This window comes from Sphingobacterium sp. UGAL515B_05, assembly GCF_033097525.1.
Lineage (GTDB): Bacteria > Bacteroidota > Bacteroidia > Sphingobacteriales > Sphingobacteriaceae > Sphingobacterium.
The window spans coordinates 2,665,062-2,679,385 of the sequence record NZ_CP109907.1 but is presented as its reverse complement, the minus strand read 5'-3'; the positions used below and the strand labels follow the sequence as shown (position 1 = coordinate 2,679,385).

The 14,324-nt window shown below is 37.5% G+C and carries 13 protein-coding genes; 1 reads left to right on the top strand and 12 read right to left on the bottom strand.

The annotated features are described in order from the left end of the window. Positions 1-32 precede the first annotated feature (32 nt). Positions 33-815 (bottom strand): hypothetical protein, encoded by a 783-nt coding sequence (locus OK025_RS10715; protein ID WP_317669450.1) that lies wholly within the window; start codon positions 813-815, stop codon positions 33-35. Positions 816-918: 103 nt separating this feature from the next. On the opposite strand from OK025_RS10715, the gene OK025_RS10710 reads away from it, so the two are divergent. Further along, positions 919-1,062, top strand: a complete 144-nt coding sequence (locus OK025_RS10710; RefSeq protein ID WP_317669449.1) for a hypothetical protein — start codon at positions 919-921, stop codon at positions 1,060-1,062. 431 nt (positions 1,063-1,493) lie between these two features. On the opposite strand, the gene OK025_RS10705 is transcribed toward OK025_RS10710, so the two are convergent. The 11 genes from OK025_RS10705 to OK025_RS10655 form a co-directional block, all read right to left on the bottom strand. Further along, on the bottom strand, positions 1,494-1,736 hold the full coding sequence (locus OK025_RS10705; RefSeq protein WP_317669448.1) for a hypothetical protein: 243 nt from the start codon (positions 1,734-1,736) through the stop codon (positions 1,494-1,496). Positions 1,737-1,873: 137 nt separating this feature from the next. Further along, positions 1,874-2,503 (bottom strand): hypothetical protein, encoded by a 630-nt coding sequence (locus tag OK025_RS10700; protein ID WP_317669446.1) that lies wholly within the window; start codon positions 2,501-2,503, stop codon positions 1,874-1,876. A gap of 42 nt (positions 2,504-2,545) precedes the next feature. Beyond that, positions 2,546-3,076: a hypothetical protein gene (locus tag OK025_RS10695; RefSeq protein ID WP_317669445.1), complete on the bottom strand. Its 531-nt coding sequence runs from the start codon at positions 3,074-3,076 to the stop codon at positions 2,546-2,548. A 477-nt stretch (positions 3,077-3,553) separates the two neighbouring features. Further along, on the bottom strand, positions 3,554-4,216 hold the full coding sequence (locus OK025_RS10690; protein WP_317669444.1) for a hypothetical protein: 663 nt from the start codon (positions 4,214-4,216) through the stop codon (positions 3,554-3,556). 193 nt (positions 4,217-4,409) lie between these two features. Further along, the gene (locus OK025_RS10685) at positions 4,410-5,273 is read right to left on the bottom strand and encodes a DUF4302 domain-containing protein (RefSeq protein WP_317669443.1); all 864 of its coding nucleotides are present in this window, start codon (positions 5,271-5,273) and stop codon (positions 4,410-4,412) included. Positions 5,274-5,279: 6 nt separating this feature from the next. After that, positions 5,280-6,194 carry a putative zinc-binding metallopeptidase gene (locus OK025_RS10680; protein WP_239468758.1) on the bottom strand — a complete coding sequence of 305 codons (915 nt, stop codon included), beginning with the start codon at positions 6,192-6,194 and terminating at the stop codon, positions 5,280-5,282. Then, positions 6,181-7,794, bottom strand: a complete 1,614-nt coding sequence (locus OK025_RS10675; RefSeq protein ID WP_317669442.1) for a RagB/SusD family nutrient uptake outer membrane protein — start codon at positions 7,792-7,794, stop codon at positions 6,181-6,183. Before OK025_RS10675 ends, OK025_RS10680 begins: the two co-directional genes overlap by 14 nt. Positions 7,795-7,797: 3 nt before the next feature. Beyond that, entirely contained in the window at positions 7,798-11,376 is a 3,579-nt protein-coding gene (locus OK025_RS10670) for a SusC/RagA family TonB-linked outer membrane protein (protein ID WP_317669441.1), read from the bottom strand. Between the two features lie 258 nt (positions 11,377-11,634). After that, positions 11,635-12,786, bottom strand: coding sequence for a FecR domain-containing protein (locus OK025_RS10665; protein ID WP_317669440.1), 1,152 nt, complete (start codon positions 12,784-12,786; stop codon positions 11,635-11,637). Between the two features lie 46 nt (positions 12,787-12,832). Continuing rightward, a complete protein-coding gene (locus OK025_RS10660) occupies positions 12,833-13,360 on the bottom strand; it encodes an RNA polymerase sigma-70 factor (RefSeq protein ID WP_317669439.1) in 528 nt (175 codons plus the stop codon). Positions 13,361-13,855: 495 nt separating this feature from the next. Then, positions 13,856-14,296 (bottom strand): PH domain-containing protein, encoded by a 441-nt coding sequence (locus tag OK025_RS10655; protein ID WP_317669438.1) that lies wholly within the window; start codon positions 14,294-14,296, stop codon positions 13,856-13,858. Between the last annotated feature and the right edge of the window lie 28 nt (positions 14,297-14,324).

Genomic DNA, 14,324 nt, shown 5'->3' with positions numbered 1-14,324 from the left:
GGAAAAAATATAGGAAAAGATTAAGATCACTTTTATAACTGGAAAGCAGCTAGAATGGTTGCAGGCGTACAATCAACTTCATTGAGCACATTGCAGCGTCGGCCATTTTTATGAAGATATATGATCGTAAATCCAACCAGGATGGGTGTATTAACAAATTCGTTGCATGGGATGCTGATCGTCTTGGCCGGAATTGGATCCTGTCCATAGACGATATCGATCTCCCATTCTTCATCCTTTACTTCTATAAATTCCCTTTCTTTGAAATTGAAAGAAAAAGTATGGAATTTAAAGGCGATAGCATTACAATCTTTGGGTAGCATTAATGCTCGGTTAATGTCAAATATCGGAAATGAGATTTCGATCTGATTCTCCTCGGTTAGGCTAACCGTTGGATCGATATTCAGCGCATCCTGCATATGGAAATTTTCGTTGAATTGGAAATTCACCAATCTATCGAGCCTACAGTTGTTTAGGCACAGTGTTCCCCTATCGTCATCGATATTTGTCTTCATTGCCCTATAAATCTGTTTATTCAAGCGATTGCCCATTTGTCCATCATGCAGTTCCTGATGCACTAACCTAAAAGCCTGCCTAATTGCAGCGCCCGCGCGACTTGCCTGTCCAAAATCTTTACCAGCTTTCTTCGTGTCGACGTTTTGTTTTACACGATGTGGTTTACCTTGAATGTAGTTCTTTGTTCCTACCTTTCTGCTTACCAGTGGGCCAACCAGTCCACGGATATAGCCATTATCATTTATTCCCATACAATAAATATACCACCAAAACGACCCTATGTCAAGTATCTTGTTCATTTTTAAGGAATTCGAAAACTGCAGCAAATAGCAATTATAAATTTGAAAATTTAGTGATACCTTTTTTGGGATTAGTTATAGCCAACTCCTAACCACCTTCTAATTGCAAGCAAGATGCAAACAGGATGTCTGTACAGTGAAGGAACCCTTAGAAGGTGGACTCAACGTGGACTCACTGTGGACACAAGGCGGTTACAGTACGGAGTTGACCACTAGTTGGTATGGAGTTGGTGCCAAGAAAATATAATTATTTACGTCGAGCGGCTGTGTTAAACTTTGAGAATAATGTAATCACGATAGAGCTTGATATAGACGCCACGAACAAGGAATCGGGAATGGACGATTTCTCATCCAAGAAATAGTATACAGCAGCTGCTATGGAGAAGCAGACGATGAAGGACAATATTAAAACAAGTATAAATTTGGTTTTCATTAGTCAAGGGTTAATATATTGCATTTAATATACATGATTATTTAATAAATAAAGAATAATTAATTTATAGCGTCAATACATTTCAGTAACAAAGAACCTATTTCACAACTCTGGAGTAACAACGTTTTCCACAATGTTATTAACAAATTATGGAAAACTGCGAACGCATCAAATTTTAAACAAAATATAAGACGATATACTAGATTCGACCAAAAGTTTTTTACGATGTAAATAAGAGATACATATTATTGTTTATTCAGCATTCGAATAAAGCTACCATTTGCATAGTCGAGTTTCTGCCTATAGTAATTTGTTTCAGGGCCTGCTACCAACACACCTCCTATTGCACCTAGCAACACCGAAGCTACAACAACATTGGTTGCAGATGCAGTTTCCACAACGGGGCCCACAAAAATAAAATCATCATCTTCCTTGATTAAAGCATAAAACTGATCCTGACTTGAAATAAAAGGATTACCAGCGTGCACTACTGCATAATAATCTTTCGGGTTTACCTTTTTCAGTTTCCCTTTTTCATTCTCCTTAAAGAAGCCTAAGTTTAAATCGTCCTCTCTTAATTGGGCCTGCCCTCCTGATGGTGTTTGAAGGGCAAATTCTTCGTAGGTCAGATATAACCCATCTTTAATGTTTCCGTGTTATAAAGTGCCAATTGTTTCTTTTGAATATCGTCGTAATGTTCGATTTCACTGAGACTATAGCTCTTTGTGGTATCGCCGTTTTTGGTTAATGCATCAAAGATCAGGTTATTGACAACATCGCTGGCGCGTGCCAAAGTCGCTTTGGTTACATCCATCCCTTTAACGACGATAGCTGTATCAGCTCGGGCTAGCTGTAAATATTCTCCATTAGCCTCTTTTGAGAATAAGATTGCTCTAAAATCCAAAAATCCCTTTTCAGAAAAAGCTCCCATCAATTCCGCTATGCAGAATTTTTCCAACCGCATCAGCAATTCACCATTGCCTTTACGACCGGTTATTTGTTCCAATTGGCTCTGTAACTGTTTTTCCAATGATGGCTCCGCCACCAACAACCGGTTTGCGTTCATCATACCTACTTGTATGACACCCAGATTATCTTTTATCTCCCTTGCGTCGTATAGGCTTATTTTACCAAACTTCGCATGTTCAACTACTTGATTTGGTTTCTTAAATTGAAATGGTCTCGTCTTTGGCTGCGCTTGCACGGCAACTTTATTTATAAGAATAATGAATAGGAGGAAAATAATCCGTTTCATGGAAAATAAATTTCAGAAAATAGGTTCCGCTAAGTTATCGCATTATTTGCTTTTCTGCAATGTCCATACTTCTTTATGGATCACAGGCTTTCCTTCCAGCTCACTTTCTAGATCTTTTACAGTAAGTTCAAGAAAACCATTTACAAAAGCATAACGATAAGTTAACTTCTGTGAGACTGGTAATGGTTCCAATTGAAGAGTGATGGTATTGCCATCGACCTTATAGCTCGCTCTTATCCTATCGGCCGTTTTGCTTTCGCTATCAGGTTTGTCCGGATCCTCATATAGGTGCCCATCATCGTTGGGCAGCGCGAATATCTCCGATGTTATCAATGCGGCACTATCAACAGCATAAAACAGCATTCCTTTATAGGTCGATGGGGAATAGCCATTCTTTGCCAAAAATGTTTTCACGTCCGTTGTTTCCTCTTTTAGTCCAGCAACCGGGTCGGTATACTTTGTATAGATGGTCTTGATTTCCCATTCTCCTAAGAAAGGATTAGCATCGTCTTTTTCTTTCTTACATCCTAGAAAGAAAACAACAAAGGGAATAATAAACAATAATCTTTTCATAACTTATTTTAGCTTAATAAGCGGCTTTTCTACATTTCCCTAAATGTAACTTCTTGCAGTCAGATCAGATAATTAGAGATTCTTTAATTTACTTAAGCTTTTTAGTCTTTATTTCCACAAATGTAAGTATCCATGCTCCAACAATTAGACACACAACTACTCTAATTATTCTGTCTGAAGTGAATTCCACTGCTTCACCCCGAAAGTGAACGTCTATAAGTTGCTGACTTAATATAATCACTAGCATAATAAGGCAGTAAAGAAAAAATAACTTGCGGTGTGTTTTAAAAATTTCCATAAACGGCATATGACATGATCACTAGTAATTTGGTTAAAGAAACTTAAATAAAATTAATAAAAATATAATAAAAAATTACACCTGAGGTAGCTTAACATCAAGAAAATTAATAAAACTAAAAAGAAATCAATTAAAGAATGTCGAGATTTTGGAGCACTATAAACCTTGATATCGCATTATTATCGTCCAATACCCCAAGCTAACTGAACATAAAAATGTCCCAGTCTGTCCTTCGGACCATTTGCAACGGCAGCATTCACTACTTTCCATTCATTCTGTGTAATAGAAGATTTATAACCTATTCTACATTCGGGGCGAAAGCTCGTTCGTTCGGAATTGGATGTTTTCAACGTAACACTTAAATCGACAATAGCAGCATCATGCTCCATTTTAGTTTGGTTGGACTGCGTGGTCAAAAAGTCTCTAAATTCTCCATTCAGATTTTTCTTTTGAACCGTAAAAGTAGTAGACTGCGTACCGACTCCCAGCTGCGGACTAAAGATCAATCTGCCTGTACGTATCGCATTGGTAGATACATAAACCGTAAAATCTCCTGTGTTCATCGTATTGTCGTTTTTACTGCTTGTCGACAGGCTAAAATTCACGCCAATAAGGGTTTGTTTCGTCCTGTATGCCAGTCCGGCGCCTGCATTCCAACCAAACCCAGGCACCTTTCCGGAATCATATTCTTTCAAGATCCTATTCAGATTGCTGGCGTTGTTAAATTGAACACCGGCAAAATAGATCGTCTCAAATGGCAGATGTTTCGTCTGATTGGTTTTTTGTTGCGCAAATAACTGAGCTGCAAAAACAAGTAAAAGGGCACTAAAAAAATACTTCATAAAATTTACACTTTGGTTTATATCAATTAAACTAACTATGGCAAAGGCCTACATCATTATGACAACTAAATCAATAGATCCATTACATGGAAAAAAATATTTGCAAAAAAGCCCCTCCAAAAAATATTCTGAAGGGGCCACTAAATAAACATATGAAACTTTCTCCCTGATTTCGCAGGGAGAAAATTGCTTTTTAACTTTGTGGGACTAACTTGATCGTTCCTGCATCGTTGGTAAAATAACCTTTGGTATACGCTCCTGTTGGTTCTACATACTTCAATTCTCTAAACTTCACTCCATTTACTTCATATTCTGTGTAAAATTCGAGTCCAGTAGGCGTATAACGATAAGCATATGGTTTAGTATTACCTGCAATCAATAATGCTCGTTTCGTTGCTGCGGTTGAAAATGTTGCTGCTAAGGATTCTGTCCCAACTTCAAATTTGTAATTTGAAAATGCATGGAATTTTGTAAGCGCAGCGCGGTAGGTCGCTATAATTGTAGAAGCCTCTGAAGATTTAATCGGGACCATCACAACCTTATTGTACGATTTTCTACCTTCCATGACAATGGAATCAGCTGATGCCTTTGTTACCAAGAAATCATTTTCACCTTTCATCCCCTCGTTACTCGCACCAATTGATGCTGTAAGGAAACCGGGTAATTGATATGCAGGTTCCCTATTAAAGACTGCAGGCAATGCAAAATAATGAAATATGCGATTATAGGTATCGAAGGTCAAAATTGCGCCAGCACCAGGTGCAACAGTATAAGTACTTACCTGTGCAGCAAGTGTTGTAAAATCACCTTCAATGCTAACATCAGTGGTATTATTAAATTTGGCAAATAAGGTATATCCTCCAAATTCTAATCCGCTGCTTGGAAAATACTTGATTATCCAACCATCTTTATTCGCTTGTAAAGTAGAGTATACATTAGCCACACTCGCGTTCAGACGGTCACTCGGACTTTCTTCAAAAATACGATCCATCTTCTTCTCACAACTTGCGCTCAAAGACAAAATGGTTATTCCTAAAATAAATAGTTTAAATTTCATTTTTTCTTAATTTAAAGTTGTTTGATCAAAAGTGTTAAGATTAGGATAACGAGCAAGAATATTGGCTCTTAATAGATCCATATCAATTCCCCACTCAGATTTCATATAGTTTTTCACAATTGCTAATTTTGAAAGGATCAAAGCCCTTCCCGCTGCCGTAGAATTTTCAACATTCAGCATGGCGTCAAAATCAGCTTGACTCCGCGTAACATAGAACGAATACAGTTCAGCAAAATCCTCAGTATCGGCCTTAGAAGCATACGGTGAAATAAAGCCTGCTGCGATCGCGGCTCCTATACCTGTAGCATTGGCAGGATATTTCGCATTCCAGTCATCCTCCACGTAACTAGTACCTGTGATCTCCTTAAAATTACTTGGATAAGGCTTATTCTGATTTAAAATATGTTGAAACTCATGGTGAACTGTTTTGAAAAATCGGCCCGTCAGAAAAGCTGGGTTTTTACCATTGGTTTCATTTAATTCCAACAAATTATACAAAGATACTTTTGTACCTGATTCTGCTGTTCCCAAAATCATGACACCGTTTGTTTGAATTGGAGCTGAACCAGTAAACGTAATTAATTTTGGAAAGTTGTTTTTAAGGAACTCCTTCCCTCCTGTCACTTCTGAATATGGCTCCATAACAAGATAAAGCATAAGCTTGGACAATCTTATAGAAGATTCAAAAGGTGCAGGTACCAATCGATAGCTCATATCAGATTCTTTATCGACGTACTTGTACAGTATTTCGACATTGTAGGGTAGAATATAGTTTTTATAGAGGTAATTGTCCAAAGCGTTCTTTGGTATTGTTGAATCTACAAAAACACTATTGGGATTTAATTTATCCTCTTTGTTACATGCAGAAAACAACACTCCGCATGAAGCTAATAACATAAATAGTTTATTACTTAATTTCATTTGATCTAGGATTTGGTGTTAAACCTGCACTTACTACATCTTGAGGTAATTGAATTGCACGACGAGGATCTCGGATCGATAGCGTATTATCGGTAACCGTAAAAGTCATCGTTCCATTGTTGACCGCAGGAGCGACCCTTCTGGTTATTTCAATGCCATAACGTTTTACATCGAACCATCTTAAGCCAGTATGAAGAAACTGAAGGCGTTTAAGCGATAATACTGCATGGATCATATTTTCCTGTGTACCGCTTTCAATCTGAAAATCTGGGTTCAATTTCTTTTTCGGTGTTGGAGCTGTAGGAGTAAAATATGCAAATGAATTCGCCCAATTGTTAATCGAAGCTTCACTTATTGTCCCAGGCTTGCTAATGGTATTGTTATTAATATGGATTTGCATATCAGTAATGGCTGCCGCATAATTCTTAAGATGAATATTTGCTTCCGCCCTATTCAATAAAGCTTCTTCCGACGTGATCGGCGTATAGACTCCTCGTGAAAATCCAATTCCCGCAACTTGATCAGTATATTCAAAAATGTAGGCAACATGTGGAAAAATCACTTTATTTGCCGTCGTACTCGTATAGGAAAATGCACGAATTCTATAATCCGTTGATGTCGTAGCTCTCCCAAAAGGCTGAGCAGCAAACGCTGTCTCCGTCATTGCAATAGATCCACCGTGACTGATTCTGTTGTTGGTTGAATACCCCCCAAAAGTTGTCCCCATCGCCGAATAAGCCGTAGCTACTAAGAAATTAGCTTTCACTGAGCTCGCATTATACTCTCTCGTTGTATTATTGATCGCAGCAGAAAAAGAGGCAATCGTTGCATAATCACGTAAAGTCGCTGTTGGATTGTTTCCTAACGCTTCGGTGGAATACTCCACTGCCTTTGTCCAATCTTCCATAAATAATGCAACACGCGATGCAAAGGTATAAGCTGCCGCTCGGTTAAAGTGATATTTTGCAACACTAGAGTTGGCGTAAGAAGCGTCATTGATTAATGGTAAACCTTCTTCTATATCCTTTTTAATAAAATCGTAAACTTCCTGAACAGTATTACGTTCATATTTTGGATTTAGGGTAGTTTCTCCTTTCGTCATATAAGTAACACCCAAATCTGTTGTTGAATACTTTTTCGAATAATTCTGTGCAAACATATTTACAAGAATCCAATGGTTATAAGCCCGTGCCAACAACGCTTCACCACGCTGTGCTTTTAAGCTCGCTGGATTCCCCTGTTCATCAATAGCTTGCAATGCAGCATTTGCATTAGCAATCGCTCCATAACACGCTCCCCAAATACGATCGATTCCATCATTACTCGTTTCAGTAATATCTTGCCATTTGTATATTTGTTCTATGAAGCGTGCGTAGTTTAAGTAAACTGGCCCAACATCATCCACATTGTCAGAAGATAACTCAGCTACCATAACATAAGCATTCTCTGGATAAGCCCCAACGAGCATTTTCCCAATTTTGTCTGTTGTATTTAGTTCAGCCCTATTATCGGGCAATTCATCCAAATATTTCTTACAGGAAGAAAAGCTTGTCGCTATTATTCCCGCTGCAATTAATATATATGATAATCTCTTTTTCATATGCTAGAATCCCATTTTTAATGTTAATGTATATTGTTTCGCAATTGGTAATGCCACACCTCCTGAATTAACAAATTCTGGATCTTGCCCATTAAGGCGCTTATCCGCATAAATTAACCAAGGATTGATCACATTGAACCGTACACCAAGATTGCTCATCTTAAGAGATTGCACAAAATATTTTGGCAGCTCATAAGACAAGGAAATGTCCTTCAAACGAATAAAATCACCTTTTGCAACAGTTTCCGTTGAATAATTGTAGGCATTATAAGCATAATCGTATTGACTATTGTTTCGGATAAAACGTCTATCCAAAATCACAGGAATATTCGTAAATGCTTCCTCTCCAGGAACAGTCCAGGCATCCCAAAATTCCCTTGGTGTAGCATTTAAGTCGGAATAACCTGTTTTGTATGCTGGATCCAATCGAACTACATTTCCAAAAGAATAGGTGATAAATACATTGAGCTTAAAATTCTTATATGAAAATACGTTCCCAAAACTTCCCATATCGGTCGGTTCAGTTGGCCCCTCATACTTCAACCAGTCAATTTGCTTGCGTTCCTGAAAATAAACCCCCGTTGTTGTCTCTGCTCCATCGATGTAATTGTAGACGGGCAGACCATTCGGAAGAAGTCTATTAAATGGAATGGAAAATAGCGGTCTTACGGGATAACCAACCCGTCCATATCCGCCAGCAGCAATTAAGTCTGCAACTCGACTATTGTTTTCCAAAGCCGTAATCTTGTTTTTCGCTTTGGTGTAAATAAAGCTAGAAACCCACGAAAAATCTTGCTTTTTCAATATTGTTGCGGAAAGACTAAATTCCAATCCATGAGATTCCATATTGGCAACATTCCCGTACTTTGAAATCTCGCCACCAAGTCCCTGTGTATTGACAATACCGATTAAGTCGAAGTTCTTACGTTTATAGTAATCAACATCCAATGCGATCCTGTTCTTAAATAAACCAATGGAAGTACCTATATTTAACTCATGTTTCTTTTCATAGGTAAGTTCCGAATTTTCTAAATCAGAAATATTAAGACCTGTTTCTTTATCTGCGGTATTAGGACGCCATGGGTTATAACTTTGAATAATAATCTTCGAATTGGTAACGAAATCCGGTCCTCTATCTGCCGTTAAGCTATAAGACCCCTTAAAACTTAAATTCGAAAATGGCGTATTCAATTTTTTAAAGAAATCTTCTTCCATGACATTCCACATTCCTGAAACGTTCCATGTAGGCATCCAACGTGCAGAGGTTGTACGACCTAAACGGTTGGTCCCTTCGTAGCGTAATGTACCATTAATAGTATATCGGTTGTCAAACGTATAATTTGCGGTTCCATAAAATGCTACTTGTCTGTTACGAGCAGGAGCTATATCACCATTTTTTCTTCTATCAATAGAATAATAATCAGCATTTTCTTCCTGGCTTTTCTTAAACAGCTTATAATCTATAAATGGAATTTCCCCTAAATCATATTGCAAACCCCAACCTCTAAACCAGTTCTGATTTCGATCCACAGAATTCGTTTCAGCACCGGCAAATGCGTATACCTTATGGATCTCTTTAAAAGTTTTGTCGAAAGCTGCTGTAAAACGGAAATCCTTTGTCAACATCTTATTGTCTGTACGATTATAGATACCGCCATATGGTAAGACAGAAACTGGCACTGCATAAGGATCACTCGGATCAGTATATAAGAAAGGATTCGCATCACGAATAAACGTAGTAGGCATCCAACGATAAGCTAATGCCTGATTTGACTGATCTTTAATATAGTGCTGTTGCGATGTTTGCTGATATCTTGTAGCGGCCAATAACCCCAATTCCAATGCCTTGATCGGCTTCCATCGCAATTCTCCTTGAAATTTAATATCGGCAGCATTTATATCCATGTAATTGTTATCCAATTCATGCAGGATATTAAATGGTGCATAATTCCGTGTATAGAATTCATTAGGATCAAGTGTCCGTGAAGTATTTAATGCATAACTATAAGGGTTAATGTCGAAATCCCGTTTAATTTCCATGGAAACTCGATCTACAGAAGAACCTAATGTACCGGGAGCCCGCTGATCACGATAGGATCCATTTGTTCGCAAATCTAATTTAAGATTATCAAATAAATCATAGGAAGCATTAAACATCCCTGTATAGCGTTTCACATCTGATTTACGCGCCCAGCCATTATCAAAAACACCACTAATGGATGTATAATATTGTGCTCTTTCTGTACCTGATGAAAGACTGACTGAGTGGTTCTGCATGATTGTCCGGCTGAACAATTGTTTAAACCAATCTGTATTTCGGTATTCAGCTTGTCTTAGATAAGCATTTCGTGCTTCCTGCGTGTTTTCTAATTGACCTGCCTTGATTAATTCATACATTTTCCCATAGACACCCGATTCGGATCTACTTGCCACATCTGCCATTGTTAACCATCCCCTTTGTTCAAGAACTTGATTAAATGCCATCTGCTCCTGAGAATTCATGATATTGAAATTATTATAAGAAGGAATCGCTCTTGAAGTAAACTCACCCACATAATTGGCGGAGTTCCGACCAGCTTTTCCTTTCTTTGTTGTAATAACAATAACACCTCCCATAGCCCTAGCACCATATATTGAAGTCGCAGAACCATCTTTCAGTACAGTAAATGACTCAATATCATTGGCATTTAAGCCGGCGACAGCAGAACTGATTAGGGTCAATGCATCTCCCGAAGACAGATCATCTGAAGAGACGTTTGACACATCTTCTATGATAATCCCATCAATTACCCAAAGCGGTTTTGAACTACCATAAATTGACGTTGCACCACGGACTCTAATTTTTGGAGCTGATCCAAAAGTTCCGGTTGTGTTTTGAACCGAAACCCCAGCAACACGGCCTTCCAAAGCTCTTGATGGATCAGGAAGTCCACCAAGTTCAATATCTTTCATATCGACTTTAGATGTAGCCCCTGTAAATGTTCTTTTGTCTATTTTAGCTCCAAGTCCTGTTACAACAACTTCGTCGATTTGATTTTGGTTAGAATCCAATACGATCGCGATGGAACTTCTATTATTGACACTAACTTCAAGATTGCTATAACCCACATATCGGACAACCAATACCGCATTTCCTCCAGCATTTATCTTAAAATGTCCGTTTGCATCGGTTTGCGTGGAAATGGAAGTTCCCTTGACCGTGATTGTAGCACCGGCCAACGGATTCCCGTCAGCATTTTTAACTGTTCCAGTGATCGACTGTTGTGTCCCCTCTACAACTACGTCATTTTTTCCATTACTATTGACAGAAATTGTATTTGCAATAATTTTGTACTCGATATTTTTATCGCTTAAAATCGAGTTTAACGCCTCTTCTACAGACGCATTTTTTAGATTGACTGTAACACGAGATTTAGCGTTTAAGTTTTCGCTATAGAGAACACGCAAGTTGGATTGTTTAGAAATTGCAGAAAGCGCTTCCTCAATCCGGGCATTCCTCATTTTCAAGGTAACTTTTTGGGCTGTTCCTTTAGCATGAACACCGGTTACAAATGCGAATAAAAGGCATGTACTAATTTTCATAATACGTAAGGGTTTGCAAAACCTATGATCTTGGGGTAACAAGGACCAGGCTTTGCTAAATGGTAAGTTATTCATACATTTACATTTTGTGGTTAATTAGGTAATTAATAGTTCACTTTTAAGTTATGAGCCCTTTGATCACATTTCTGAACAGGGATGCGCCAACATTCCTGTTCTCTTTTTTTTGGGCACTTTAATGATTGGATAGTAATATTATATCATAAGCCTTGCTGAATTAGTTTTATATTTTAAAATAAGTTAGCTTTTGTTCTCAATAATCAATTCCTTACCGTGAACTTCAAATCGAAGGTCACTGACATACGATAACATCTCCAACACTTGAGAAAGTTTTACATCGCGCTGTATACTACCGCTATATTCTTTGCTGAGTTGCACATTGCCCCTAAATTTCACATCCAGATCGTACCATCGGGACAGTTGATGAGCAATATTTACAATCGTTTCCTTTTTAAAGTAAAATTCATTGTTATGCCAAGCTAAATCCTGCTGAATATCAGCATTCCCCTTTATCATATTATTTTTCGAAAGGGAAGCAAATTCACCTGGATTCAATTCTAATTTATTTTCCTTTTGTCGCACCTCTACTTTACCTTCGACTAGCGTTGCACGGATATCATCGTGGTAAGCGAATACATTGAAATGCGTACCCAAAACCTTGATTTCTCCAGCTTTTGAATCAACGTAAAAAGGCTTTTTAGCGTCATGTGCCACTTCAAAATAGGCCTCTCCCTCTAAACTCACCCTTCTTTCATCTGCTGAAAATTGCGCCGGAAAATTTAATTTCGACTGTGCATTAACCCAAACTTTGGTACCATCGCTCAAAGTGATTTTATAATAACTTGCACGTGGCACTATGAGCGAATTCAAACGGGATACTTGCTGGTTTTTATCGTTTTTAACGATTAATTCCGCGCCATTTCCAACAAATGTCTTATTTGTATGGTAGGTTTTGGACGTCTTGTTATTAAGCACAACTTTTTCACCATTGGACAACTGTAAAATAGCCCCACTCTGTGCCGGTTCGACATCCTGCTCCAAACTCAAAGTTAGATTATGTACAGCATCTTCATCTGTCTTCAAATAACTGCTCTGCCATAGATAGAAAAAAGTGGCCAATAGAAGTAACGATGCGGCAATACTGATAAACCACTTATAATTAGATTTATTATTCCTGCTGTTAAGCTTTTCCCAAGCTCTATTTGCATCCAATTGCTTAACAACAGCTAAATCTTGTTCAATATTCTTTGCTTTTCGAAATGATTCTAAAAGCCGTCTGTTTTGGTCACTAGCTTGTAGCCACTCTTCAAATTGTTTTTGTTCTATTTCGGTCAATTGACCAAATAAAAATTTTTGAAGCAGCTGAGAGATATGCCCTGAGTTTTCTTCCATATTGTATAGTAAAGAAACTTAAGGCAGGAAAAGGGGTGACAAGAATTTAAATATTTTTTAACAAAAATATAATAAGGGGTAAAAACTCAGGATTTAGTCGTTTTAAAAGCATTTTCATACCGCGCTGTTTTTGGGTTTTTACGGTATTGATGCTAATTTTCAATTCCTGGGTTATTTCAAGATTAGACAATCCATCTAAATAGCCCAGGCGAAAGACCTGTTGACAAGAGGTCGGCATCTGTTCGATAATTTTGTAAATTTCCTGAATGGCCTCACTATGAATCATATTCAATTCAAGGGCTATATTATCCTCTTCTGTAAAACCGACGACATTCCAATATCTTTGTTGTACTTTTTCGTGGCGAATATGATTATAACAGGCGAAACGAACCGAACTATACAAGTAATTTTTAACGGCAATCTCATTGTCGCTGACCTGCTCGGTGTTTTTAAAATAAGCGACAAATGAATCTTGAACTAGGTCTTCAGCCACAGCTAAATCACCAACAATTTTCCAAGCAAAGTGGCACAATCCGTTATAGTGTGTTTTAAATAATACTTCTTCCTTCTGCATCGTTAAAGATCCCGCGACTACAAATTGTACTTCGTAGCGGATATTTTAGGACATGTATGTGCACTTACATGTAAGTGCTTAATAATTGTTTGGTAAAAATGCTAAATATTTTTTATTATTCACACAAAAAAGTTACCAAGCGGAATCTCATATGCTCTTTTATACTTATAAACTTAGAAAATCGGCAGTAAAAAAATAAAAGATAACTTCTTTAAGGGGGGTAAAGATAAAAAAGAGGAACGGCTCAAAAAAAAAATAACTTATTGTCAAAAAGTCAATTTTAATTGTAACAAGAGATGCCACCGTCCATATTTATTAGCGAAAATTCCAAATGAATATCGCCAATTTAATGTATAGGGAAGTCTCATATTTATTTCAAATTATCTTCTATATCAGAGGAGAACCTCCTATTGGCATAAAGTTAGAGTCGTCCAGTATAAACAACTTTAGGATTAACAACTGAGATAGTTCTAAAAGTAGACTTAAAACTCCAGCCTATTTACCTGCTATGACATCGATATTCGGTGCAATCTGTTTTAATTTTTCGATAAACTCAGTAGGACTTTCTGGATCGACGAATATATCGTCAATCTTATTATAATGCAGTACCAATCCTTTTCTATACGGTCTTAAAATTGTAAGTCTCATTGTACCAAACCAGTCTACCTTATCTGTTTCTAATTTTCGTATAGAAGTAATATCAACAGATTTCGTACCGGAGACTGTCTTAATAAAAAGCTTATCACCTTCAATCCAATACCTTTTATAAAAGAATGTAAAATACCAAGTTATTGCGAATATACCAAATAACAATAGTGTCCCCAGATACAGTCCTTTTTCAAGACCTTCATAAGATAACATCACGATGAATATAGTCATCGCAACTCCCCAGATATAACTACCGAAACTTATGTGTGTTTTAAAGACTTCTCTCATAATCAATGATTTTTTAATAGTTCAATAA

What these genes read in the sequence shown, in the direction of transcription:
- OK025_RS10715 (WP_317669450.1), bottom strand. Translation starts at nt 815, where the DNA reads ATGAACAAGATACTTGACATAGGGTCGTTTTGGTGGTATATTTATTGT.
- OK025_RS10700 (WP_317669446.1), bottom strand. Translation starts at nt 2,503, where the DNA reads ATGAAACGGATTATTTTCCTCCTATTCATTATTCTTATAAATAAAGTT.
- OK025_RS10695 (WP_317669445.1), bottom strand. Translation starts at nt 3,076, where the DNA reads ATGAAAAGATTATTGTTTATTATTCCCTTTGTTGTTTTCTTTCTAGGA.
- OK025_RS10690 (WP_317669444.1), bottom strand. Translation starts at nt 4,216, where the DNA reads ATGAAGTATTTTTTTAGTGCCCTTTTACTTGTTTTTGCAGCTCAGTTA.
- OK025_RS10685 (WP_317669443.1), bottom strand. Translation starts at nt 5,273, where the DNA reads ATGAAATTTAAACTATTTATTTTAGGAATAACCATTTTGTCTTTGAGC.
- OK025_RS10680 (WP_239468758.1), bottom strand. Translation starts at nt 6,194, where the DNA reads ATGAAATTAAGTAATAAACTATTTATGTTATTAGCTTCATGCGGAGTG.
- OK025_RS10675 (WP_317669442.1), bottom strand. Translation starts at nt 7,794, where the DNA reads ATGAAAAAGAGATTATCATATATATTAATTGCAGCGGGAATAATAGCG.
- OK025_RS10670 (WP_317669441.1), bottom strand. Translation starts at nt 11,376, where the DNA reads ATGAAAATTAGTACATGCCTTTTATTCGCATTTGTAACCGGTGTTCAT.
- OK025_RS10665 (WP_317669440.1), bottom strand. Translation starts at nt 12,786, where the DNA reads ATGGAAGAAAACTCAGGGCATATCTCTCAGCTGCTTCAAAAATTTTTA.
- OK025_RS10660 (WP_317669439.1), bottom strand. Translation starts at nt 13,360, where the DNA reads ATGCAGAAGGAAGAAGTATTATTTAAAACACACTATAACGGATTGTGC.
- OK025_RS10655 (WP_317669438.1), bottom strand. Translation starts at nt 14,296, where the DNA reads ATGAGAGAAGTCTTTAAAACACACATAAGTTTCGGTAGTTATATCTGG.